At 67.2% G+C, this 21,691-nt stretch carries 21 protein-coding genes; 9 read left to right on the top strand and 12 right to left on the bottom strand.

Going from position 1 to position 21,691, the window contains the following annotated elements; all coding sequences use genetic code 11:
• Positions 1 to 142: 142 nt before the first annotated feature.
• From IEY43_RS08240 to IEY43_RS08215, 6 genes are all read left to right on the top strand, one after another.
• On the top strand, positions 143 to 775 hold the full coding sequence (locus tag IEY43_RS08240) for a TetR/AcrR family transcriptional regulator (protein ID WP_188948111.1): 633 nt from the start codon (positions 143 to 145) through the stop codon (positions 773 to 775).
• Positions 772 to 2,367, top strand: coding sequence for a carboxyl transferase domain-containing protein (locus IEY43_RS08235; RefSeq protein ID WP_188948110.1), 1,596 nt, complete (start codon positions 772 to 774; stop codon positions 2,365 to 2,367). Before IEY43_RS08240 ends, IEY43_RS08235 begins: the two co-directional genes overlap by 4 nt.
• 2 nt (positions 2,368 to 2,369) lie before the next feature.
• Positions 2,370 to 4,343 (top strand): ATP-binding protein, encoded by a 1,974-nt coding sequence (locus tag IEY43_RS08230; protein WP_245353539.1) that lies wholly within the window; start codon positions 2,370 to 2,372, stop codon positions 4,341 to 4,343.
• On the top strand, positions 4,336 to 4,836 hold the full coding sequence (locus tag IEY43_RS08225; RefSeq protein ID WP_188948108.1) for a MaoC family dehydratase: 501 nt from the start codon (positions 4,336 to 4,338) through the stop codon (positions 4,834 to 4,836). The genes IEY43_RS08230 and IEY43_RS08225 overlap by 8 nt, the downstream gene beginning before the upstream one ends.
• The gene (locus IEY43_RS08220; RefSeq protein ID WP_188948107.1) at positions 4,833 to 5,630 is read left to right on the top strand and encodes an HpcH/HpaI aldolase/citrate lyase family protein; all 798 of its coding nucleotides are present in this window, start codon (positions 4,833 to 4,835) and stop codon (positions 5,628 to 5,630) included. Before IEY43_RS08225 ends, IEY43_RS08220 begins: the two co-directional genes overlap by 4 nt.
• Positions 5,631 to 5,777: 147 nt before the next feature.
• Positions 5,778 to 6,035 (top strand): hypothetical protein, encoded by a 258-nt coding sequence (locus IEY43_RS08215; protein WP_188948106.1) that lies wholly within the window; start codon positions 5,778 to 5,780, stop codon positions 6,033 to 6,035.
• Between the two features lie 67 nt (positions 6,036 to 6,102).
• On the opposite strand, the gene IEY43_RS08210 is transcribed toward IEY43_RS08215, so the two are convergent.
• From IEY43_RS08210 to IEY43_RS08180, 7 genes are all read right to left on the bottom strand, one after another.
• Positions 6,103 to 6,540, bottom strand: coding sequence for a DUF6069 family protein (locus IEY43_RS08210; protein WP_188948105.1), 438 nt, complete (start codon positions 6,538 to 6,540; stop codon positions 6,103 to 6,105).
• Between the two features lie 149 nt (positions 6,541 to 6,689).
• Positions 6,690 to 7,118, bottom strand: coding sequence for a DUF6069 family protein (locus IEY43_RS08205; protein WP_188948104.1), 429 nt, complete (start codon positions 7,116 to 7,118; stop codon positions 6,690 to 6,692).
• Between the two features lie 116 nt (positions 7,119 to 7,234).
• Positions 7,235 to 8,986 carry an HNH endonuclease signature motif containing protein gene (locus IEY43_RS08200; protein WP_188948103.1) on the bottom strand — a complete coding sequence of 584 codons (1,752 nt, stop codon included), beginning with the start codon at positions 8,984 to 8,986 and terminating at the stop codon, positions 7,235 to 7,237.
• Positions 8,987 to 9,043: 57 nt separating this feature from the next.
• Positions 9,044 to 10,264 carry an acyl-CoA dehydrogenase family protein gene (locus tag IEY43_RS08195; RefSeq protein WP_188948102.1) on the bottom strand — a complete coding sequence of 407 codons (1,221 nt, stop codon included), beginning with the start codon at positions 10,262 to 10,264 and terminating at the stop codon, positions 9,044 to 9,046.
• Between the two features lie 28 nt (positions 10,265 to 10,292).
• The gene (locus tag IEY43_RS08190) at positions 10,293 to 11,504 is read right to left on the bottom strand and encodes an acyl-CoA dehydrogenase family protein (RefSeq protein ID WP_188948101.1); all 1,212 of its coding nucleotides are present in this window, start codon (positions 11,502 to 11,504) and stop codon (positions 10,293 to 10,295) included.
• 342 nt (positions 11,505 to 11,846) lie between these two features.
• Positions 11,847 to 12,128 carry a 4-hydroxyphenylacetate 3-hydroxylase C-terminal domain-containing protein gene (locus IEY43_RS08185; protein WP_209550348.1) on the bottom strand — a complete coding sequence of 94 codons (282 nt, stop codon included), beginning with the start codon at positions 12,126 to 12,128 and terminating at the stop codon, positions 11,847 to 11,849.
• Complete coding sequence (locus tag IEY43_RS08180; protein ID WP_188948100.1) at positions 12,074 to 12,907, bottom strand: alpha/beta fold hydrolase; 834 nt, start codon at positions 12,905 to 12,907, stop codon at positions 12,074 to 12,076. Before IEY43_RS08180 ends, IEY43_RS08185 begins: the two co-directional genes overlap by 55 nt.
• A gap of 259 nt (positions 12,908 to 13,166) precedes the next feature.
• Here IEY43_RS08180 and IEY43_RS08175 point away from each other — a divergent pair, with 259 nt between their 5' ends.
• Entirely contained in the window at positions 13,167 to 14,990 is a 1,824-nt protein-coding gene (locus IEY43_RS08175; RefSeq protein ID WP_188948099.1) for an alpha/beta hydrolase family protein, read from the top strand.
• Here the strand turns inward: IEY43_RS08175 and IEY43_RS08170 are convergent.
• The 3 genes from IEY43_RS08170 to IEY43_RS08160 form a co-directional block, all read right to left on the bottom strand.
• The gene (locus IEY43_RS08170; protein ID WP_188948098.1) at positions 14,975 to 16,156 is read right to left on the bottom strand and encodes a glycerate kinase; all 1,182 of its coding nucleotides are present in this window, start codon (positions 16,154 to 16,156) and stop codon (positions 14,975 to 14,977) included. The genes IEY43_RS08175 and IEY43_RS08170 overlap by 16 nt on opposite strands.
• Positions 16,157 to 16,225: 69 nt before the next feature.
• Complete coding sequence (locus IEY43_RS08165) at positions 16,226 to 17,242, bottom strand: sugar diacid recognition domain-containing protein (protein ID WP_188948097.1); 1,017 nt, start codon at positions 17,240 to 17,242, stop codon at positions 16,226 to 16,228.
• A gap of 651 nt (positions 17,243 to 17,893) precedes the next feature.
• Entirely contained in the window at positions 17,894 to 18,073 is a 180-nt protein-coding gene (locus tag IEY43_RS08160) for a hypothetical protein (RefSeq protein WP_161449556.1), read from the bottom strand.
• A gap of 94 nt (positions 18,074 to 18,167) precedes the next feature.
• Here IEY43_RS08160 and IEY43_RS08155 point away from each other — a divergent pair, with 94 nt between their 5' ends.
• Entirely contained in the window at positions 18,168 to 19,652 is a 1,485-nt protein-coding gene (locus IEY43_RS08155; protein WP_188948096.1) for a SulP family inorganic anion transporter, read from the top strand.
• Here IEY43_RS08155 and IEY43_RS08150 read toward each other — a convergent pair.
• A complete protein-coding gene (locus IEY43_RS08150; protein WP_188948095.1) occupies positions 19,649 to 20,584 on the bottom strand; it encodes a GGDEF domain-containing protein in 936 nt (311 codons plus the stop codon). The genes IEY43_RS08155 and IEY43_RS08150 overlap by 4 nt on opposite strands.
• Before the next feature lie 227 nt (positions 20,585 to 20,811).
• On the opposite strand from IEY43_RS08150, the gene IEY43_RS08145 reads away from it, so the two are divergent.
• Positions 20,812 to 21,507 (top strand): EAL domain-containing protein, encoded by a 696-nt coding sequence (locus IEY43_RS08145; RefSeq protein ID WP_188948094.1) that lies wholly within the window; start codon positions 20,812 to 20,814, stop codon positions 21,505 to 21,507.
• Here IEY43_RS08145 and IEY43_RS08140 read toward each other — a convergent pair.
• Positions 21,469 to 21,690, bottom strand: coding sequence for a hypothetical protein (locus tag IEY43_RS08140; RefSeq protein WP_229777322.1), 222 nt, complete (start codon positions 21,688 to 21,690; stop codon positions 21,469 to 21,471). The two genes, IEY43_RS08145 and IEY43_RS08140, sit on opposite strands and share 39 nt — an antisense overlap.
• Between the last annotated feature and the right edge of the window lies 1 nt (position 21,691).

Raw genomic sequence — 21,691 nt, 5'->3', positions numbered from 1 at the left:
TCCTTCGTCGTCACTGGATTCCATCATGTCACGGCGTCTCCCCGGCGCCGATGCAACGGCTTAACCAGAAAACCAATCAAGTGATTGACACCACCAAGCGGCGTGCGGTGTACTGGGTGTCAATCGATCGATTGGGAGCTGCATGCAACTGGGACAAATCCACCGGGCCGCGGTGAGCTGCTTTGCGCGCAAGGGCTTCGCCGCCACCGGGATCCGGGAGCTGGGCGCCGCGGTCGGGCTGAATTCGGCGACCCTCTACCACTACGTCGGCGGCAAGCAGGAGCTGCTGCTGGGCGTGATCCGCAACTGCCTGGACGCGATGATCGACGGCGCGCAGGACGCCATCGAGGACGCCGACCCCGCGCAACGGCTGGCCTCGCTGGTCGCCTTCCACGTCGGCTTCACCGCCACCAACCCGCAGACCGCGCGCGTGGCCGAATACGAGATGCGCTCGCTGTCCGGCGAGCACCGCGCGGCCATGCAGTCCCTGCGCGACGAATACGAGCAGTTGTTCACCGACGCGCTGGCCGACGGCGAGCGCGCGGGCCTGTTCCACGCCCCGGATGCGGGCATGGCCCGGCTGGCCATCATGGAGATGGGCACCGGCGTGGCGCACTGGTACCGCCCCGGCGGGCGGCTGGCCCTGGCCCAGGTGCAGCTGAATTTCATCCAGATGGCCCTGCGCATCCTGGCGGCCGAGCCGGCCGTCCCCGAAGAGCTGCCGGTTCCCGCCCGGCTGGACAGCGAACCGAACGACCCCGAAGGAGCACGATGAAGACCCTGCCCACGCACGTCGACCCGGATTCCGCGGAATTCGCCCGCCGCCGCGGCGAGTACGAGCCGCTGGTCGACGAGCTCTATGAGCGCCTGGCAAGGGCCGCGCGCGACGGCTCGGAGAAGTCCCGGGCGCGGCACGTTCAGCGCGGCAAGCTGCTGCCCCGCGACCGGGTGGACCGGCTGCTGGATGACGGCTCGCCCTTCCTGGAGGTCGCGCCGCTGGCCGCGGAGGGGATGTACGACGGCGCCAGCCCGGGCGCGGGCCTGATCGCCGGCATCGGGCTGGTGCACGGCCGGCACGTGATGGTGGTGGCCAACGACCCCACCGTCAAGGGCGGCACCTACTTCCCGATGACCGTGAAGAAGCACCTGCGCGCGCAGGAGATCGCGCTGGAGAACCGGCTGCCCTGCGTGTACCTGGTGGACTCGGGCGGCGCATTCCTGCCGATGCAGGACGAGGTGTTCCCGGACCGAGAGCACTTCGGGCGGATCTTCTACAACCAGGCCAACCTCTCCGCGGCCAAGATCCCGCAGCTGGCGGCGGTGCTCGGCTCCTGCACCGCCGGCGGCGCCTACGTGCCGGCGATGAGCGACGAGACGGTGATCGTGCGCAACCAGGGCACCATCTTCTTGGGCGGCCCGCCGCTGGTGAAGGCCGCGATCGGCGAGGTGGTCACCGCGGAGGAGCTCGGCGGCGGGGAACTGCACGCAAAGACCTCCGGGGTGGTGGACCACCTGGCGGAGAACGACGAGCACGCGCTGCAGATCCTGCGCGACATCATTTCGACCCTGCCCGAGCCGGAACCCCGGACCGCCGCCTACGCCGAGCCGCTCTACGACGCGGACGAGCTGGCGGGCATCGTCCCGGTGGACGTCAACGCCCCCTACGAGGTGCGCGAGGTGATCGCCCGGCTGGTGGACGGCAGCGAGTTCCACGAGTTCAAGGTCGACTACGGCACCACCCTGGTCACCGGGTTCGCGCAGCTGTACGGGCACCGCGTGGGCATCATCGCGAACAACGGGGTGCTGTTCTCCGAGTCGGCGCTCAAGGGCGCACACTTCATCCAGCTCTGCGACCAGCGCGGCATCCCGCTGGTGTTCCTGCAGAACCTTGCAGGCTTCATGGTCGGCCGGGACTACGAGGCCGACGGCATCGCCAAGCACGGGGCGAAGATGGTCACCGCGGTGGCCACCGCCCGGGTGCCCAAGTTCACCGTGGTCATCGGCGGCTCCTTCGGCGCGGGCAACTACTCGATGTGCGGGCGCGCCTACAGCCCCCGCTTTTTGTGGATGTGGCCGGGCGCGCGCATCTCCGTGATGGGCGGGGCCCAGGCCTCCAGCGTGCTGGCCACGGTCAAGCGCGACGGGCTGGAAGCCTCCGGGCAGGACTGGCCCGCGCAGGACGAAGAGGCCTTCAAGGCGCCGATCCGCGCGCAATACGAAACCCAGGGCAGCCCCTGGTATTCCACCGCCCGGCTGTGGGACGACGGGGTCATCGCCCCGGCCGACACCCGCCGCGTGCTCGGCCTGGCACTGGACGCCTGCGCCGGCCAGCTGCCGGACACCACCTTCGGCCTGTTCAGGATGTGAGCATGTTCAACACAGTACTCGTAGCCAACCGCGGAGAGATCGCCGTGCGCGTGATCCGCACCCTGCGCGCCATGGGCCTCCGTTCGGCCGCTGTCTACTCCGACGCCGACGCCGGCTCCCCGCACGTGGCCGCCGCCGACGTGGCAGTGCGGCTGGGCCCCGCCCCGGCCGCGCACAGCTACCTCGACATCGAGGCGATCCTGTCCGCCTGCCGGGCCGTCGGCGCGCAGGCGGTGCACCCGGGCTACGGCTTCCTCTCGGAGAACGTGGACTTCGCCCGCGCCCTTCAAGCCGCCGGCATCACCTTCATCGGCCCGCCGGTTCAGGCCATCAACCTGATGGGCGACAAGATCCGCGCGAAGAACCACGTCACCGCCCATCAGGTGCCGACCACCCCGGGCATCGCCGAACCCGGACTCGACGACGCCGCGCTGGCCGCCGCCGCGGCGGGCGTCGGCTACCCGCTGCTGATCAAGCCCTCGGCCGGCGGCGGAGGCAAGGGCATGGTCGAGGTCCGCTCCCCCGAGGACCTGCCCGAGGCGCTGGCCAGCGCCCGGCGCACCGCCGCCGCGGCGTTCGGCGACGACACCCTGTTCCTGGAGCGCCTGGTGCCCAGCCCCCGGCACATCGAGGTGCAGATCCTGGCCGACGCCCACGGCACCGTCCTGCACCTGGGCGAACGCGAATGCTCGCTGCAGCGCCGGCACCAGAAGGTCATCGAGGAGGCCCCCTCCCCGCTGGTGGACGCCGCGCTGCGTTCCCGGCTGGGCGCCGCGGCCGTCGCTGCGGCCGCCTCGGTGGGCTACGTCGGGGCCGGCACCGTCGAGTTCCTGCTCAGCGACGCAAACCCGGACGAGTTCTACTTCATGGAAATGAACACCCGGCTGCAGGTCGAGCACCCGGTCACCGAGCAGGTGGTGCGGGTGCGTGGCGAGCGGCTCGACCTGGTGGCCTGGCAGGTGCGCATCGCCGCCGGCCAGCCGCTGGACTTCGGCCAGGAAGAGGTGGGCTGGCAGGGGCACGCGATCGAGGCGCGGCTCTACGCGGAGGACCCGGCCGCCGGCTTCCTGCCCTCCATCGGCACCGTGGGCAAGCTGCGGCTGCCCGGCCACGTGCGCGTGGACGCCGCGCTGCGCGAAGGCCAGCAGATCAGCCCGCACTACGACCCGATGCTGGCCAAGGTGATCGCCGACGGGCCCGACCGCCCCGCCGCGCTGCGCGCCCTGGACCGGGCGCTGGCAGACACCGTGGTGCTGGGCGTGAAAACCAACATCGAGTACCTGCGCCTGCTGCTGGCCGATCCGGACGTGGCCGCCGGCAATCTGGACACCACGCTGATCGAGCGCCGCAGCTTCGAGTTCCGCCGGATCTCCGCCGCCGAGCTGGCCCTGGCCGCGCACCTGCTCAGCCCGGAGCCGGGGACCGGCCCCTGGGCGGCCGACGGCTGGCGGCCGGGCGCCCCGGCCCCGCGCCGCCTGCAGCTGGAAGCCGACGGCGGGCTGGTCGAGGTTGACTTGGCCGCCGGCGCCGCGCTGGTGGATGGCGAGCCCCACCGGCTGCTCGACACCCCCAACGGGGTGCAGGTCGACGGGCAGCTGGCGCACATCAGCTGGGCGCGCGAGGGCGACACCCTCTGGCTGGGCTCGGCGGGCTGGAGCACCGCGGTGCGCCGCCGGGGCCGGCGCGAGCAGGTCCCCGAGGGCGCCGGCGCCGCAGGCGTCTCCCCGCACGTCAGCTCCCCCATGCCCGGAACCGTGATCGCGGTGAAGGCGGCCGACGGCGACGCGGTCACCGCCGGGCAGGTGCTGCTGATCGTGGAGGCGATGAAGATGGAGCACCAGCTGGCCTCCCCCGCCGACGGGATCGTGCGCATGCCCGCGCTGAAACCCGGCGACCTGGTCACCACCAAGCAGACCCTTGCCACCATCGAGCCGAGCGCCGATGATGGGCATACGCGAAAGGACCAACATGGCTAACCGCATCGTGCAGCGCGGGCTGTACCTGGACGAACTGACCGCCGGCGAGCTCTACGAGCACCGCCCCGGACGCACGATCACCGAGTCGGACAACGTGCTGTTCACGACGCTGACCATGAACAACCAGGGCCTGCACCTGGACGCCGCCTGGGCCGCCACGCAGCCCTTCGGCAAGCCGCTGGTCAACTCCCTGTTCACCCTGGGCACCATGATCGGCCAATCGGTGCCGCAGCTGACCGAGGGCACCATCATCGGACAGCTGGGGCTGGACGCGGTCAGCTTCCCGCACCCGGTGTTCCACGGGGACACCCTGTACACCGAAACCGAAATCGTCGAGGTCCGCCCCTCGAAATCCCGCCCCGGCCAGGGCATCGCCACCATGCGGCACACCGGGCGCAACCAGGACGGGGTGGTTGTCGCGACCGCCACCCGCACCTGCCTGATGTGGACCAAGGCCGCCCACGAGGCGGCGCTGAGCAAGGAGAAGTCATGAAACTCGGACCCGCCATCCTGTTCTGCCCGGCCGACCGGCCCGACCGCTACGCCAAGGCCGCCGACCGCGCCGACACCGTCATCCTGGACCTGGAGGACGCCGTCGCCCCGGAGCACAAGGAAGCCGCCCGGCAGGCGGTGCTGGACAGCTCGCTGGACCCCGAACGCACCATCGTGCGCGTGAACCCGTTCGACACCAACTACATCGTCGCCGACCTGCGCGCGGTCAAGCAGGCCGGCTACACCCGGATCATGCTGCCCAAATGCGAATCCGCCGAGCAGGTGCTGAAGCTGGATCCCTTCGAGGTGATTGCGCTGTGCGAAACCGCCCGAGGCATCAACGCGGCCGCGCAGATCGCGGCGGCGGCCAACGTCTCCGCCCTGATGTGGGGCGCCGAGGACCTGACCGCCTCGCTGGGCGGCACCTCCTCGCGCCACCCGGACGGCGGCTACCGGGACGTCTCCCGCTTCGCCCGCGCGCAGGTGCTGCTGCAGGCGGCCGCACACGGCAAGGGCTCCATCGACTCCGTCTACCTGGACATCGCGGATCTGGACGGGCTGCGGGTTGAGGCGGCCGACGCCGCCGCCAGCGGCTTCACCGCCAAGGCCAGCATCCATCCCAGCCAGATGCAGGTCATCCGCGACGCCTTCACCCCTTCGGATGAACAACTGGAGCGGGCGAGGCGGCTGCTGGCCGCCGCCACCGGGAACTCCGGCGCTTTCACCTTCGAAGGGCAGATGGTCGACGAGCCGTTGCTGCGGCAGGCCCGGGCCATCGTGGAGGGCGGAAAGTGACGGCCTGTTAAGCACACCGGGAAAGCGCGCCCCGTGCTGGCCTCCGACATGGACCGCGGAGCGTTTGGCCGCCCATGGCTCCTGCGCCTAGCGTTGATGATGCGTCGCTTGGACAGGCCACGCGGCTCGAACGCTCAAAGGTAGTTCATGTCTTCCACTCGCAAGCCCGGCTATGACACCCTGGTCTTTTTCTGGTGCGCCATCATCTGCTGGGTCTTGGGCATTGCATCCAGCAGCGCCAACGCTTACTTCATGCAGAACGGTGCGATCACCATCAATACATGGGGGCTGACGGTGGCCTCCATGTCGGCCATCGGCCTTTTCCTACTGGCCGGAATCTTCTCCATCGTGGTCCTGCACAAGATCATCGCGATGCTGATCTATCTGGTCCACCGCAAGCCTTAAGGATCCCCAAAGGACGCAAAAATCGGCATCGGAAGCGACTTCCGATGCCGACATTTTCAGCCTGGCGTTAGGCGACAGCGACTGCCTGCGCTTCAGTATGCAGTTTCTTGTTTCCGTAATGCACGGCGAAGAACCATGCAACACCGGTCATGACGTGGATGATGCTCAGCGTGATGGCGGTGGCGACATCGGCGGAGTTCATGATCGGGAAGGCGATCGACGCCACGGCGATGATCAGGCCGATCCACTGGGCCACCTTGGTGACGCCCTTCTTGGCCCGGCCGAGCAGGAACACCACGAAGCCCAAGACAACTATCGAAGCCCAGGTGTAGCCCAGAACCTGGGCGAAGTGCACGACGTCGTGCGAAGTTTCACCGATCTGCATCGTGGCTCCGGCCGAGCCGCCGATGAAGAAGATGATGACGTTGAGGTAGCCTGCGCCGAGCGCGGCGATGGCTACCTGGATGAAGTTGAATGGGCTGTTTGGGGTTCCCTGCGGGGCCATTGGCATTCCCTAAAATATCGTTGACAGTTCTCAACGATTCTATAGTCGAACACAACCGGCCAAAACCCTTGGGCCGGGTGACTTCCGCAACACCCGGCCCGCACCGATTATCCGCGAGTTGGCACGCCCCCGGAACGTGCCGAGCCCAATCAGCCGGCCATGGCTCGCTCGTTGGCCTTCTTGTTGGAATTGTTCACCGCGATGTACCAGCTGGCGCCGACGATCACGTGCATGATGGCGACCGCGATCGCGCTTCCCGCATCCTCGGCGAAGAACAGCTGCGTCACGGCCGAGAGGAGCAGCAGGGCAAGCCCGATCACCTGGGCGATGCGGCAGAATCCCGGACGGCCGCGTGCGATGAGGAAGGTCAGGAAGCCGAGCACCACGATCGGAGGCACGGTGAACCGAATGATGTGGATGAAATCGAAGTTCTGGAACATCCCGTCGGAGAATTTCATGGACGCCCCGGCGGCCTCCGCGATGAAGAAAGTGAGTGCGCTCAGGGCCATGGCGCCAAAGGCTGCGATCAACACCTGGACGAAGTTAAACGGCATTTTGAATTTGACGTCAGCTTGCATGGCTGACCATCTCCTTTGATATGGAAAACCGAACACCCGTCCTTTCACTGTACGCCCGAAAACAACGTTTGGACCCGGCGATTTTCCGGCTCGCGGTTGCGCTCGCGCGGGTGCGATCAGGCCTCGGCGATGGTCACCTTCAACTTGCCGGCCTTCCAGAGCTGGGTTGCTTCGGCAGCCCAGGCGAGGGCGCGTTTCGACTCGGCAGGCGTGAGGAAGTGCGTGTTGAGGTGGAGGCGCTGTTCGGGGTCCACGCTCTTGGGCAACAGCACCATGGGTCTGCTGCCTTCGACCTTGACTGCGTGGAACAACCCGCAGTGGCGCCCGATGTGGTGCACCGTGCAGTAGAGGTCGCCAAGGTCGATGTCCGTCCGGCCGCCCTTTTCCCACGCGTCCAGATGGTCGAGCTCGCAGCGCTCCGCGGGCATGGTGCAGCCCGGGAAGGCGCAGCCGCGTCGGGCGATGCGCAGGGCCTTGGCCTGGCTCTTGGAAAACAGCCGCTGCGACCGGCCGAGATTGAGGATTCTGTCGCGCCCGTTCAGGACCACCGGGTAGATGCCTGCATTGCAGAGCGCCGCCCTCGCCTCGCCGGCGGAAATCGGCTTGCCCGTGATGGTCACCGCGAAGTCCTGCCCCGCTTCGAGCATCTTGTCGTAGTCGATGATGATGCCGACCTCGGCGGCGGCACCTTGGCGCTTTCCGGTACCGGTGGATTTGAGCGTCGCGAGCAGGCCCATCAGGTGGCGAAGTTCGGGACGCATATCCTCGAACGGGACCAGCAGCTCGGCGGCCGCGGAGGCCGCCGGCGGTTCATCCCCGGCAGCTTCTCCGCCGGGTTCCGGCTGCGACTGCGTGGATTCGGCGGCATCGGGGTCGTCGGGGCCCGGGTCTTCATGACCCGGGTCTTCATGGTCCGGGTCCTCCGCCTCGGCAGCGGCGGCTTCCGGGTCCTGCGCCCAGTCGGGCATGGTCTCGGAGTTGTCCCAGCCGTCCGGGTCGCCGTTTTCGGCGGCGAGATCCTCGGCGGCCTGGCGGTGGAGGTCCTCGCGGTTGCCGGCCTCGGTTTTGGGGTTGTCCACCTTGCGCAGGTGCGCGTCGAGGACCTCGGCCTGCGAGGGCAGCAGGCGCAGCAGGTAGTTTTCCAGCCCCTTGCGGCGGCCCAGCTTGAACAGGCCGATCTCCGAGAGCAACGCACCCAGCGGCCGCTTGCCGGATTTGAGCTGGTGAATCAGGTCGGCGACGTGCTTGCGGGCGGTTGCGGGCTGTTCGCGGATCAGCTCGACGGCCTCGGCTTGGATGCCGGCGCGGGCCCGCTCCCCGGCGGGGCCGGGGCCGAAGTCTTTCTGGGCGCCGTGGATCAGGCGGGAGGCGGAAAGCACCAGGCGCGGGTCGGAGCGCGGGGCGGTGAATTCGGCCGCCAGCTCAGGCAGCAGCGGCTGCGCGCGGTGGCCGGCGGTGGTGACCTGGGCGATGAGGCAGTCGGCCTGGGCCAGCCGGTCGCGGGCGGTGCCCAGCGGGATGCCCAGCCAGTTGTGCAGTAGCCCGGCGGTGTTCTTGTAGGGCGTGCGGCCCATGGTGGTGCGCCCGGCGGCGCGGGCGAGGTCCTCGGCGCTGGGCTGCTCGCCGGCGTCGGCGATGGCCTGGAAGGAGTCGGCGTCCAGCTGGTGGGCGCCGGTGCGGCGCAGCAGGTCCGCGGCGAAGAGCTGGGCGCGGGCGAACTCCTGGCCCAGCTGTTCGACAAGCAGCGCGAAGTAGGCGGCGTGGCCGGCGGGGAGGTCCGCGTCGGCCGCCTCCGCCCAGGCCGCGGCGATGAGGCTGCGGGCCTCGGCCAGTTTCCCGACCGCTTCGGTGCTTGTGGTGTGCTCCATGTCCCCAGCCTGCGGCGGGCGCCGAGGGGGCGGACCGCCGCAGCTGCGGATTGTGGATTACTTCGAGGCGCCGATCGCCCAGACGCGGGGCAGCTGCGTGCCGTTGACCGCGAGGTCGCCGATCAGCCGCGCCTTGAACACCCACGGGTTGTGGTTGCCGGCGGTGCGGGCGTTGCGCCAATGGCGGTCCAGGTTCTTGGACACGCTGGTGGCGGAGGCGGCGAGCGCGTCGAAAGCGTGGGTGAGCGCGGTGAGCACCAGCGGGGTCAGCACCACCTGCCCCTGGGCGGAGGCGAGCTCGGCCGCGTCGTTGGCGGCCTCGTCGGCCTCCGCGCTGCCGCCGGAGTGCAGCGCGATCGCCGACTCGTAGGCGCCCTGCAGCGCGTGGGAGACGCGCTCGACGGTAGCCGCCGCGGCGAAGGCGGCGGCGGAGACCTCGCCGATGACCTGCAGCAGCTGCGGATCCTGCCCCGCGAGATTGGCCGCGGCGTGGCTGAAGGTGCGCTTGCGGGCCGCCAGCTGCGCGGCGAATTCGCGCTCGGCGGCCCGGGCGGAACCGGCGAGCACCGCCAGCAGCACCTGCTGGTAGAACGCGGTCTGGTACTTGAAGCGGGTGTCGAACTCGATCAGCTCTTCCACGGCCGCGCCGGTGAACGTGGAGGTGCCGGTTCCGGTGGTGCGCTGGCCGAAGCCGTCCCAGTCCTCGGCCAGGGCCACACCCGGCTGGTGGCGCCGGACGGCGGCGATGACGCGGGTTTTGGTGTCGGTGCGTTCGGCGTAGGTGTCCAGCCAGTCGGCGAAGATCGAGCCGGTGGAGTAGTACTTGGCGCCGGTGATGCTGAAGCCCCCGGCCCCGTCCGGGCTGACCTTGGTGATCACCTCGCCCACCTTCACGGCGCCGACCTCGGTCCAGGAGTTGCCGACCAGCTCGCCGGCGGCGAAGCGGGCCAGCCAGGTGTCGCGGCCGGGGCCCGGCGCGGCGACCAGGCGGTCCTCCACGAAGGCGAAGTGCGCGCGCAGCGCCTGGGCGATGTTGGAGTCGGCCGCGGCCAGCTCGGTGAGCAGCTCGAACAGCTCGGGCAGGGTGGCGCCGGCCCCGCCGTGGGAGACGGGCACGCGGATCGCGCCGAAGCCGGCGGCGGCCAGGCCGGCGACCTCCTGGTAGGGCAGGGCGCCGGTGCGGTCGCGCTCGGCGGCGCCGGCCGCGATCTTCTCGAAGTGCGGGGCGAAGCGGGCGGTGAGTTCTGCCAGGCGGGTGCGGGTGGCAAGTGCGGTCATGGTGCGGTCCTTTCAGGCGGTGGAATGTCTAGGTGTACAGCGACAGCGGCTGCGATTCGCCGCGCAGGAAGTACGCGCCGACCTCGATCTTCTTGTAGTCCACCGGGTCGTGCAGCGAGTGCGTGCGCACGTTGCGCCAGAACAGGTCCAGGCCGACGCCGCTCTGGGTGGAGGAGGAACCGGTGACCTCGAAGATGCGGTTGGCGACCTCCACGCCGGCCTCGGTGGCCACGACCTTCAGCTCCGCGATCGCCACGGCCAGTTCGGCGCGCTGCGGCTGGGTGACCGCGCCGGCCAGCGAGAGCAGCGCATCGAACCTGCGGCCCAGCTTCTCGGCCAGGGCGGCGACGGCGGCGGTGCGGGCCTTCAGCTCGCCCACGGTGCGCTGGAACACCGGATCCTGCGAGTAGGTTTCCGCAGCTGAGAGGAACCAGGCGTTCTTGCGCCCCAGCAGGATCTGCTTGCCGCGTTCCAGCGCGCCCTGCGCGATGCCCACGTAGAAGTTGGCGAAGGCCAGCTGGATGCCCGGGGTGAGCAGGGTGGAGACCGGCTCGTCGGTGACCGGGCCCAGCACGTCGGCCGGCTCGATGCGCACGTTGCGGTACACCAGCGAGTTCGACGCGCTCAGCCGCTGGCCCAGGTAGTCCCAGTCGTCGACGATCTCCAGCCCCTGCGCATCGCGCGGCACCACGAAGGCCAGCAGCTCGCCGGTGCCTTCGACCTGGGCGTTCACGACGATCACCTCGCCCACCCCGGATCCGGTGGAGAAGCGCTTGGTGCCGTTCAGCCGGTAGCCGGCGCCCTCGCGGGTCAGCACGAGGGCCGGGTCCACCGGGTTGACCGAGTCGCCCCACAGCCAGCGTTCCTCCACGGTGCGCCGCCACCAGGCGGCCTGCGCCTCGGCCGGGGCGTAGAACGCGATGGAAGACTGGTTGATGTAGTGGTAGGCCAGCAGCTGGGAGATCGACCCGTCGGCGGCGGCCAGGATGCGAATGACCTCGAAGGCCGTCTCGAAGTGCCCTCCGGCACCGCCGAATTCGGCGGGAGCCAGCAGGTCCAGCAGCCCGGCCTCGCGCAAGAGCCGCACCTCGGCGAAGGGCTGCGCGTTGGCGCGGTCGCGGGCCAGCGCGTCGGCGGCCAGGGTGCCGGCGACCTGGCGGGCGATGCCGCGCCAGTGCTCCAGTTCGGTCTCGCTGGCGGTGCCGGCGTAGGGGACGCGGGGCAGTGCGGTGACGGTCATGATCGGGCTCCTTGGACATCGTGTTCCGAGGGATTCCGGGGTTCCCGGGCTCCATCGAACCTGGCGGTAGCACTGCCTGCGGAAGTGCAGGTTTGCGGCGGCGTCGCGGAGCCAGGTCTCTCGGCCGCTTGGATGCACCGATTCAAGCACGCCCCCGGAGCGGTCGGGAACCGCGCCGTCACGCGGCGGAACGCACCGCAAGACGGAGTCATATTCGGCCGGCGCGCGGCGGGCCGGAGCGCCGAACATGTCGCCGCATGACGCCTGCGGGACGCGGCGTGCCGGGCATGGCGAAACCTCCGGGCGGCGGGGCCATCCGGAGGTTTCGACGGGTTCAGCGAATCAGCGCCCGCGCTTCATGAAGGCGTTGACGTCGTCGCTGTTGAACAGGTCCGGAACGGTCCAGCCATCCAGGTTGTATTCGCCCATGCACTGTTCGACCATGCCGTTCATCAGGCCGACGGCGCCGGACTGCTTGGCGTGCATCAGCATCTCGATGCGCACGTTCTCGTGGTTGCCCGAGTAGTTGCGCTCGTAGAGCTCGTGGCGGCCGCCGAATTCGGAGCCGGCTAGCGGGAGAGGAAGCCCAGCAGCAGGTCGTTGACCTCCTTGGCATGGGTCCACAGCAGCCCGTGCGGCGCGCCCTCGACCTCGTGGTACTCGGCGGCCGGCAGCGCCGCGGCGAAGCGCCGTCCGGTGACGTCCACGGGCAGGATCCGGTCGGCGGTGCCGTGCACGATCAGCGCGGGCACGTCGATCTTCGGGATGTCTTCGCGGAAGTCGGTGACCCAGGTCAGCTGGGCGGCGACCGAGGCGTAGGGCGAGGCCGCGTAGGCCAGCGCCTTGTTCGCGGCCAGCGCCTCCTCGCTCAGCCGGCTGCCCAGGAACGTCTCGGTGTTGAAGAAGTTCTGGAAGAAGCTGGTGAAGAACGCATAGCGGTCCTTCTTCACCGCCTCCAGCATCGGGTCGAAGACCTCCTGCGGCACACCCTCGGGGTTGTCCGCGGTCTGTAGGATGAACGGCTCCAGCGACCCCAGGAACGCGGCCTTGGCGATGCGCCCGGAACCGTAGGTGGACAGGTAGCGCGCCACCTCGCCGGTGCCCATGGAAAAGCCCACCAGCACGGCGTCCTGCACGTCGAGCGTTTCCAGCAGCGTGTTCAGGTCGGCGGCGAAGGTGTCGTAGTCATAACCCGTGGTGGTTTTGGAGCTCTTGCCAAAGCCCCGACGGTCGTAGGTGATGACCCGGTAGCCGGCACCGAGCAGCGCCGCGGTCTGCAGTTCCCAGGAGGATCCGTCCAGCGGATAGCCGTGGATCAGCACCACCGGCTGCCCGGAACCGTGGTCCTCGTAGTACAGCTCGATGTCGGTGGTGTTCTCTGCTGCCACTTTCACGGTTGCCATGCTGGCCCTTTCGCCGACGGGGTGTGCGGCGGTTTGCCGCGCTGCCTCCCACGCTAGGCATCGGCGGGTCCGGCTGGCAAGGGTTTGGCGCAAAGCGCCAGCGGGGCCTCAGTTCAGATAGGTGCGCGCGATGCTGAAGGCCGTGCGCTCCAGCAGCGTCAGCGCGGCGGCGGATTGTCCGAGCCGCCCGATATGATGGCAGGAAAACGTTGTCATATGTCCCTCATCGACCGTGCGGTCGACTGGAGATGGAGTTGTCTTGTCGAAGAAACCGGTTTTGCTGTTCTTGCATGGTGTTGGCGACGGCGATCCGAACGACAAGTGGCGCGCCCATCTCAATGACTCCCTGCTCCGCCTGGGATATCCGGAATTGGACCTGGAACAGGTGTTGGCCCCCAAATTCGCTCACGCGCTGAAAGGCCTGGATGACAGCGTGCCGGTACCGCCGCTGACGATCAAGCAGCCCTCGCGAGATGCCGCGCGGACAAACCGCCGGGAGTTCGAACGCCGGATGGGATCCGTCGAGTTCCACCTCGGACGCCACAACGCCGGCAAAGGCACGTGGTTAGGCGACACCCTGGTCAACGCCACGGTCGGGTTCCCGTTCTTTAAACAGGCCGACAACTACCTGCACAATCCGGCGATCCGAGCTAACGTCCTGCAGCGCATCCTGGATCAGGTGCCGACGTCGGGCCAGGTGGTGCTCGTGGGCCACAGCCTCGGCTCCGTGATAGCCGCCGATTTGGTCCGCCGCCTACCAGCTGCGGTCGAGGTTGTCGGCATGGTGACCCTCGGAAGCCCTCTGGCCAGCGGCAAATTCAATGTCGACGACCTGCGAAAGACCTTGAAAGAGCCTCCGACGAACCTGTCATGGTGGGTGAACTTCTGGAACGCGAACGATCCGGTATCCGCGCATCGCGGTCTCACCTCGGTGTTCCCATGGATCATCGATTTCCGGACGCACACCGCTGTGCTCCCGCATTCAGCGCATTACGCGACGGGATACCTCGGCGATGATGCCGTGGCCAGCGCCATCGGCTACGCAATGTTCGGGTCGTTGTCCAGGGAAATCGTTCTGAGCGAGACCGGCTTTGATATTCCGTTGGACTACCCCGAGCAGCTCACCCTGCTGGCGTTGCGCTACGCCTACCTGATCAAGGATCAGCTGGCAGGCGACAAGAAGCTTTCGGGCGACCTGCTCGACCGCTATGCGGGAGCGCTTCGGAATGTTCAGGCCACAGCGGTCGAAGCCATCAGGAAACGAAACCACGATGAAAACCGGCCGATGCCTGCCGCCATTGCCCGGTTGGCCTTTGACCTTTCCGATCCGCAGGCATTGGCCCCCGAGCCAATGCCAAGCCGCCATTTCTCCAAGGACGAAGCAGTGGTGCTGCTGACGGTCTTGGCCGCCGAGAACATCATCAAACCTTTCGAAATTTCGGTTCCCAAAGAAAAGCTCCAAGTAGCGTTACGGGATCTCACCGCCGAGATGGGACTGACCAGCCAATTCGGCGCCGATGTCTTCGCTGCCGCGAAGACCGCTCAGGAAACGTTGGGCGGTGGGCGCGGAATCAATTGGATCAAATGGGGAGCGCTAGGAGCTGGAGCCGCAGCCATCCTTCTGGCCACCGGCGGTCTGGCACTGGCCGCCGCACCGGGTCTCGTCGGCGCAGCTGTGATCACCAGCGCCTTGGCATCATTTGGCCCCGGCGGCATGATTGGCGGCCTGTTAACTGCAGGCACCCTGGTCACCGCAGGCGGAGGAGGCGTTGCCTACGGCCTTGCCAGCCCCGGAACATCAGCAGAAGCCTTCGAGGCGGTCGTCGAGCGCAGGCTGGCGGCCGAAATTCTGAGGGAACGCCAGCATCTCGACCCGGACCCGACCGCGTGGTCGACATTCACCGACATCGAGCGAGCGGTGCGTCGTGAAAGCGAGCGGCTCGACGAGTTCTCGGACGAAGGTTCCCCGGCACTCAAGGAGCTGAAGCGGAAAATCGAGGCAGTAGAGCGCGCCTTGAAGTACCTTCGGGACAAGGAGCTGGAGCCTGCGCTTCTCTCAGAGGACAGCTACTCCGCCGTCTGACCATGCAGATAGGTGCGCGCGACGCTGAAGGCGGTGCGTTCCAGCAGCGCGAGGGTGTCGGCAGACAGCTCGGCCAGGCTCGCCGGGCCAGGGGCGATCGAGTAGGCCGCGAGGATTCCGGCCTCGGCCAAAATCTGGTCCTCCAAGCTGACCGAGCCGGCGATCACGATGACATCTCCCCCTGCGGCCTGCAGTACCCCGGAGACTACCTTGCCCTGCAGGGACTGGAAGTCCAGCCGTCCCTCGCCCGTGATCACCAGATCCGCGCCGCCCATGATGCGGTGGGCGTCCAGCACCCGGGCGACCAGTTCCCACCCGGGAACCAGATCGACTTGGAAGTAGCTGCCCAGGCTGAAGGCCAGGCCGCCGGCGGCACCCATGCCTTCCTGCTCGCGCAGCACCCGCCCTGTGGCAGCTTCCAGCACATCGGCCAGCCGGCCTAGCCCGGCATCGAGGGTTGCGACGTCCTTTAGGGAAGCGCCCTTCTGTGGCCCGAAGATCTCGGCGGCGCCGTTCTCGCCCAATAGCGGATTGGTGACGTCGCAGGCGATTTGCCACACGACGCCGGCGGCACGCGGGTCCAGCCCGCTTGCATCGATGCTGTGCAGGTCGTTCAGCGGGCCGCCGCCCGGCTGCAGCTGGTTGCCGCCTGCGTCCAGGAACTTGGCCCCCAAGGCGGACAGCAAACCGGTGCCGCCGTCGGTGGTGGCGGAGCCGCCCAGGCAGAGGATGATCTGCTCGGCTCCGAGATCCAGCGCCTTGGATACCAGGGCTCCGAGCCCGTAGGTAGTCGCCGTCAGCGGCTGGCGCGGCACATCCGCGACCTGCGGCAGGCCGGCGGCTTCGGCTGCTTCGACTACAGCGACCTTCCCGTCGGCAGACAGCCCCAGCCGCGATTGCACCGGCCGGCCTAAGGCGTCGGTGGTTTGCACCGGCATCGCGTCGGTGCCCCAGGCATCAATCAGCGCTTCCAAGGTTCCCTCGCCGCCGTCGGCGAAGGGCACGGCGGTCACTGAGATTTCGCGGTCCATGCTGGCGGCGCCGGCGAGAAATCCGGCGCTGATGGCCTCGGCGACCTCGCTGGCGCGAGCACTGCCCTTGAAGGAATCGGGTACCACTGCGATTTGGAGCCCAGCGGCCGGCGGAGAGTTCGGTGTTGTGGTCATATATTGATCCTATGGAGATTCCTCCATAAGTCCTATAGGCACAAGCCCATATTCCAACCGGTTTGGACTCTAGAATATGTGCATTTCGCCCAGTCGGGCCCGGGCGTAGATGGAGTTGAGCAGGGCCAGCAGCTCGCCGGGAACCCGCGGATCACTGCCGGTGACCTGCTTGATCCGGTCCATACGCTGGATCAACGTATTGCGGTGGACCGTGAGCCGCGCGATGGCTTCGGTCTGCGTCGCACTGGCGGCCAGCGCCAGCAGAGTGAGCGCATGGTCTTCGCTGATCTGGGCCGTGCGCCGGGCCAGCGACCGGCAGTGTGATTCCGGCGCCCTGGCCGCGGACAGCGCCATGTCCTCGTTCCAGAGCTCGCGGAGTCCGGCAGCTGGAACCAGTGCAGGCACCGCGCCTAAGGTCCGCAGGTTCTCGGCGTCGACCAGCAGGTCGCCGGGCTGCGTTCGAGGCAGCCCGAGGATCGCTCGTGCAGCAGCCGGAACTTCGATTGGGCCGGAGGACAAAACCCACCGGGCACTGTTGATCTTCAAGGCAGCTTCGTGCGGTTCGGGATCGTCCTCGTCGAGCAGCAGGCTCAGCGACCATGGCGCGGTAAAGCCAAGCTGCTTGAGCTGCCCAGCCAAGGCCTTGTCGGTCGCGGACCCTGACACGAGACCGGAGAGCATGTCGCTGATCTGGGTAGCGCGCACAGTGCTGCGAACATGTTCTTCCTGCTGGGTGAGCAGCAGCTGCACGGTCAGCGAAATCAGTTGGGCCAGCGACGCAACCTCTTGCGGCGTCCCGGTTACCCCCACGACACTCTGCACGATGCCGCCTGCATAGAGGGGCACGTTGACACCCGGCTGCTGCCCGGACACCGGATCGGCTTGGGCGGTGAAGACCGTGCGGTTCTCCTCCAACGCCCTGAGCGCGTCCGGATGCGGGTTGCCCAAACGCTTCGGGTCGGAGGACGCGATGATAATCCCTCGCTCGTCCATGATGTTCAGCGGGTGGTCGATGCGCGGCGCGATGGTCTGGACAACACGCAGCGCCACCGCGTGGGTGAGTTTTCCGGTTTCCTTCTGCGCCATAATTGGTAGTCTACCCACCATCTGACCTCGCGTCTTTTGGCTTCGTGGAGGTTGAGCCAAGCTTCTGCACAGAGTCGCGAGGTAATGTCGTAGACACCTCCTTGAGGTGCGAGTGATGATCGTAAACTCCCGTCGGCTTCGGCCGGCGGGAGTTTTCACGTCCGGCCCGGAGTACACGGCCGGCGAAGACTCTTTGCCCACGCCGGGCTCGGGCAAAGCCGGGGCATAGCCTTGCTCCCTAAAGTGGAACTTACCTTCCTCAAGGTGCGAGTGATGATGTAAGTCTGGCTCCGTTGCGCACGGCAACGGAGCCAGTATTTTTAAGACCCTCCGGCGCCGTACCCGTCCAACGTGTCGGCATTCTCCAGATGGCGCTCAGTTCCGACATAGGAACCGGCAATACAGTGAAAGTACCTCAAAAGGTGCGAGTGATGATCGAGAAGCCCCCAACGAAATGATTTCGGTGGGGGCTTCGAATTTAAGTCGTCGACCGGCGTGCCGATACCGCCGAAATGCTTAGCTTGCAGCTCGGAATTCCAAAGCTCGGGCACAGGGTGCGTTCCTAGAATTGAAGTACCTCATAAAGGTGCGAGTGATGATCGTGAAGTTCCCGTTGGATTTCCTCCCAACGGGAACTTTTCTTTAACCGCCCTAGCCTTCGATATGCCAGCCCTTGCAGTGTTCGCACGCGTAGGTGCCCAGCTGCTTGCCAGCCACCTTGGAGTGCCTCAACGCGGCCTTGAGCGCGATCGCGTTATTGCGGTACCGTTGCTTCCCCGCGGTTTCGCAGATATTGATGGTGCGGTCTGTGGGATCCTTCGATGTGGCCATGACAGTAATCTAACAGCCCACCGCCGTGCTGGAACCTGCCGGGCAGCTAGGATGCATAGGTACGGAATTCGGCGAGCCAAAGAACAGGTCCACCATGGGAACGGCGGCATTGACCCCACTAGAGCGGCAGTCGGTGTGGCGCACCCTGAAGTCTGTCAGGCTGCTGAAAACCGAGCTGCTGGCCGGGCTGGTGGTCTCGCTGGCGCTGATTCCCGAGGTCATCGCCTTCACCGTCATCGCCGGGGTGGATCCGCGGGTCGGCATCTTCGCATCGTTCACCATGTCGGTGGTCATCGCCTTCACCGGCGGGCGGCCGGCGATGATTACCGCGGCGGCCGGAGCGGTGGCCTTGGTGGTCGCTCCGCTGGTGCGGACGCACGGGGTGGAGTACCTCTTCCCGGCCGTGATCCTGGCCGGAATCATCCAGATCCTGCTGGCCGCGCTGGGTGTGGCCAAGCTGCTGCGGTTCATTCCGCGGCAGGTGATGATCGGTTTCGTGAACGGCCTGGCCATCTCGATCTTCCTGGCGCAGATGCCCGAGCTGGTCGATGTGCCGTGGGCCGTGTATCCGCTGGTGGCCGCCGGGATCGCGATCGTATACCTGTTCCCGAAGCTGACCACTGCGGTTCCGGCCCCCCTGGTCGCCATTGCGGTGCTCACCGCGGTGACCGTGCTCGCGAAGATCGCGGTGCCCACGGTGGGCGAGAAAGGCGAACTGCCCGAGTCGCTGCCGGTCTTCACCCTGCCGACGGTTCCGCTGGACCTGAATACGCTGCGGATCATCGCGCCGTTCGCGGTGGCGGTGGCGTTCGTCGGCCTGCTGGAATCGCTGCTGACCGCGAAACTGGTCGACGACATCACCGATACGCCGTCGAACAAGACCCGCGAGTCCTGGGCGCAGGGCGCCGCCAACGTGGTGACCGGCTTCTTCGGCGGGATCTGCGGCTGCGCGATGATCGGCCAGACCATGATCGGAGTGAAGGTCTCCGGCGGGCGCACCCGGATTTCCACGCTGTTCGCCGGGGTGTTCATGCTGTTGCTGGCGGTGGTGTTCGGCGACGTGGTCGCGCAGATCCCCATGGCCGCGCTGGTCGCCGTGATGGTGGTGGTCTCCGCGGCGACGTTCAACTGGCACAGCATCCGGCCCTCCACGTTGCGGATGATGCCCAAGAGCGAAACCTTCGTCATGCTCATCACCGTGGCGCTGACCGTAGCCACCGGCAACCTGGCCATCGGCGTGGGCGCCGGCATCCTCACCGCGATGGTGCTGTTCGCCAACCGGGTGGCGCATTTCGTGACGGTCGAGCGCAGCGTGGATGAGGGAACCGCGGTGTACACGGTCACCGGCGAGCTGTTCTTCGCCTCCTCCAACGACCTGTACACGCAGTTCAGCTACGCGCAGGACCCGGAGCGGATCGTGATCGACCTGGGCGCATCGCACGTATGGGACGCCTCGACCGTGGCGGCGCTGGATTCGGTGAGCGACAAGTACGCCGGCTACGGCAAGCACGTCGAGATCCGCGGGCTGAACGAGCCCAGCGCCCGGTTCCGCGACCGGCTCAGCGGCCACCTGGATTAGTCGCGCCGCCCAGTCCGCTCGCGCTTGGAGATGTACATGGCGCGGTCCGCACGCAGGATCAGCATGCTCAGGTTGTCCTCAGGGGTCGCGGCGGCCACTCCGAAGCTCCACCGGTGCTCGGAGGAGGCGTGGATGCGCTCCATGAGCTGCTGGGCCTGGTCGAACCCGGCGCCGGGAAGGATGAGCACGAATTCATCGCCGCCCAGCCGGGTCACCAGATCGCCCTTGCGCACCGATTTCTTCAGATGGCGGACCAGGCCGCGCAGCGCCTCATCGCCCGCTGCATGGCCCAATTGGTCGTTGATCTGCTTGAATCCGTCCATGTCGACCAGGGCGACGCTGACCGGCTGGTTCTGCTTGCGCGCCTGCACCAGCGCGGCGTCGCCGTAGCGGCCCAGGGCCCGGCGATTGTGCGCTCCGGTGAGCACGTCCAGCTCGGTTTGCTGCGTGAATTTCCGCTTCACGTAGCTGCCGACGAACATGCCCACGACGGTGAAGAACACCAGGCTCAGGACGTTGAGCAGCCCATTCTGGTGTTCGGTGCCGACCGCGGGGCTGAAGAGCATCGAATACCAGATGGTGAAAACCAGCACCGGGTAGATGGTGGCCCGCGAGATCTTCGGCGGGAAAACCCACGCCAGGTACAGGGCGATCAGCGGGAATTCCTGGAGCCTGAAGACGATCTGCTCGTGGTTGACGGTGAATCCCACGAAATAGACGAACGCCGTCAGCTCCACCAAGGCGCCGGCATACGCGATCCACAGCGGGAATGCGTCGCGCAGGACCACGATCAGCGCCACTACGGCTACCGCCCCGGCGAAGCGCCCGAAGGCCACCAGTTGCAGCGCCTCGGAGGCGAAGGTGTTGAACAGGTTCAGGCCGTAGAAGACGGTCAGGAAGCAGGCAACCATTCCGGTGACTGCGATCTCCATGTTGGAAATGCTGCGCACCCGGGCAGGAAGCAGCCTGGAGCGCCAGGAAGTACCTGACCGGCCTCGGCGGTCTACCTGATTTCCCAAGCGTCGTCACCCCATTGTCTGCATTTTGCTTCCCAACACGCCGCATCGGCGGGGTCGGCACTGTAAGATCTGCATCGGGCGTGTGCTCCGGCTGACCTTGGCCAGGCGCAACTCACGGTCCCTCACTCGTTAGGCAAAAAGTGAAGTTCGTTTTCCAGCCCCTCATTGACCTTCGAAACAAGACTCTACTGGGTTTCGAGGCTCTGACCCGATTCGACGACGGCCGCGGCCCGCAGGAGCATTTCAGCCAGGCCCGTGCCGAGGGCCGGCTCATCGACCTGGAACTGGAAGCCATCCGGGGAATCCTGGAGGCCAGCCGGGAGCTGCCCGACGGCTACCTTGTCACGCTCAACGCCTCCGGACCGACCATCGAGGCCTTCGCCGCCGCCGCGCTGCAGCTGGATGCGCGGCTGGTGTGGGGGCTGGAGCTGAACGAGGAATCCGAACCTTGCAGCTCCGGCCGCGCCCGGCAGTACGCCGACACCCTCGGCTGCCTGCTGCTGATCGACGACGCGGGCGTCGCCTACGCGAACCGCGAGCGCATCGAGTGCCTGCATCCCGACATCGTGAAACTGGACCGCAGCATGATCACCAACTACGGCTCCTCCGCGAAGGTGCGCGGCATGGTTGCCAACCTGCTGGAAGCCGCTCGGGAAACCGGGGCCAAGACCCTGGCCGAGGGAATCGAGACCCCGGAGCATCTGGATCTGGTCGACGAGCTGGGCTTCAGCTACGCCCAGGGCTTCTACTACAGCCGGGGCCTGCCCGCGCAGGAGCTGGCCGGCGCCATGCACGAGTTAAACCGGCGCGTCGGGATCGATATTCCGGGTTTCTGAACGGCGCTCGCGCCCCTTGGAACCGCCGAAGCGGATCGGCGGCAGGATCTTGGTGATACCCAGGATCAAGTAAATCACCGTGTTGATCGCGACGAACGATGCCAGCACGCTGAACCACTGCGCGTAGAGCACCGACTCGGGCAGCAGTATGCCTCGCGGGACATAAATCGCCAATTCAATCATG

Source organism: Glutamicibacter protophormiae (assembly GCF_014647495.1).
GTDB lineage: Bacteria > Actinomycetota > Actinomycetes > Actinomycetales > Micrococcaceae > Glutamicibacter > Glutamicibacter protophormiae.
The sequence above is the reverse complement of the archived record's forward strand: the minus strand, read 5'-3'. Positions and strand labels throughout refer to the sequence as shown.

Bases quoted from the DNA above. Each gene is read 5' to 3' on its own strand.
- IEY43_RS08240 (WP_188948111.1), top strand. From the start codon at position 143: ATGCAACTGGGACAAATCCACCGGGCCGCGGTGAGCTGCTTTGCGCGC.
- IEY43_RS08235 (WP_188948110.1), top strand. From the start codon at position 772: ATGAAGACCCTGCCCACGCACGTCGACCCGGATTCCGCGGAATTCGCC.
- IEY43_RS08230 (WP_245353539.1), top strand. From the start codon at position 2,370: ATGTTCAACACAGTACTCGTAGCCAACCGCGGAGAGATCGCCGTGCGC.
- IEY43_RS08225 (WP_188948108.1), top strand. From the start codon at position 4,336: ATGGCTAACCGCATCGTGCAGCGCGGGCTGTACCTGGACGAACTGACC.
- IEY43_RS08220 (WP_188948107.1), top strand. From the start codon at position 4,833: ATGAAACTCGGACCCGCCATCCTGTTCTGCCCGGCCGACCGGCCCGAC.
- IEY43_RS08215 (WP_188948106.1), top strand. From the start codon at position 5,778: ATGTCTTCCACTCGCAAGCCCGGCTATGACACCCTGGTCTTTTTCTGG.
- IEY43_RS08210 (WP_188948105.1), bottom strand. From the start codon at position 6,540: ATGGCCCCGCAGGGAACCCCAAACAGCCCATTCAACTTCATCCAGGTA.
- IEY43_RS08205 (WP_188948104.1), bottom strand. From the start codon at position 7,118: ATGCAAGCTGACGTCAAATTCAAAATGCCGTTTAACTTCGTCCAGGTG.
- IEY43_RS08200 (WP_188948103.1), bottom strand. From the start codon at position 8,986: ATGGAGCACACCACAAGCACCGAAGCGGTCGGGAAACTGGCCGAGGCC.
- IEY43_RS08195 (WP_188948102.1), bottom strand. From the start codon at position 10,264: ATGACCGCACTTGCCACCCGCACCCGCCTGGCAGAACTCACCGCCCGC.
- IEY43_RS08190 (WP_188948101.1), bottom strand. From the start codon at position 11,504: ATGACCGTCACCGCACTGCCCCGCGTCCCCTACGCCGGCACCGCCAGC.
- IEY43_RS08180 (WP_188948100.1), bottom strand. From the start codon at position 12,907: ATGGCAACCGTGAAAGTGGCAGCAGAGAACACCACCGACATCGAGCTG.
- IEY43_RS08170 (WP_188948098.1), bottom strand. From the start codon at position 16,156: ATGACCACAACACCGAACTCTCCGCCGGCCGCTGGGCTCCAAATCGCA.
- IEY43_RS08165 (WP_188948097.1), bottom strand. From the start codon at position 17,242: ATGGCGCAGAAGGAAACCGGAAAACTCACCCACGCGGTGGCGCTGCGT.
- IEY43_RS08160 (WP_161449556.1), bottom strand. From the start codon at position 18,073: ATGGCCACATCGAAGGATCCCACAGACCGCACCATCAATATCTGCGAA.
- IEY43_RS08155 (WP_188948096.1), top strand. From the start codon at position 18,168: ATGGGAACGGCGGCATTGACCCCACTAGAGCGGCAGTCGGTGTGGCGC.
- IEY43_RS08150 (WP_188948095.1), bottom strand. From the start codon at position 20,584: ATGGAGATCGCAGTCACCGGAATGGTTGCCTGCTTCCTGACCGTCTTC.
- IEY43_RS08140 (WP_229777322.1), bottom strand. From the start codon at position 21,690: ATGATTGAATTGGCGATTTATGTCCCGCGAGGCATACTGCTGCCCGAG.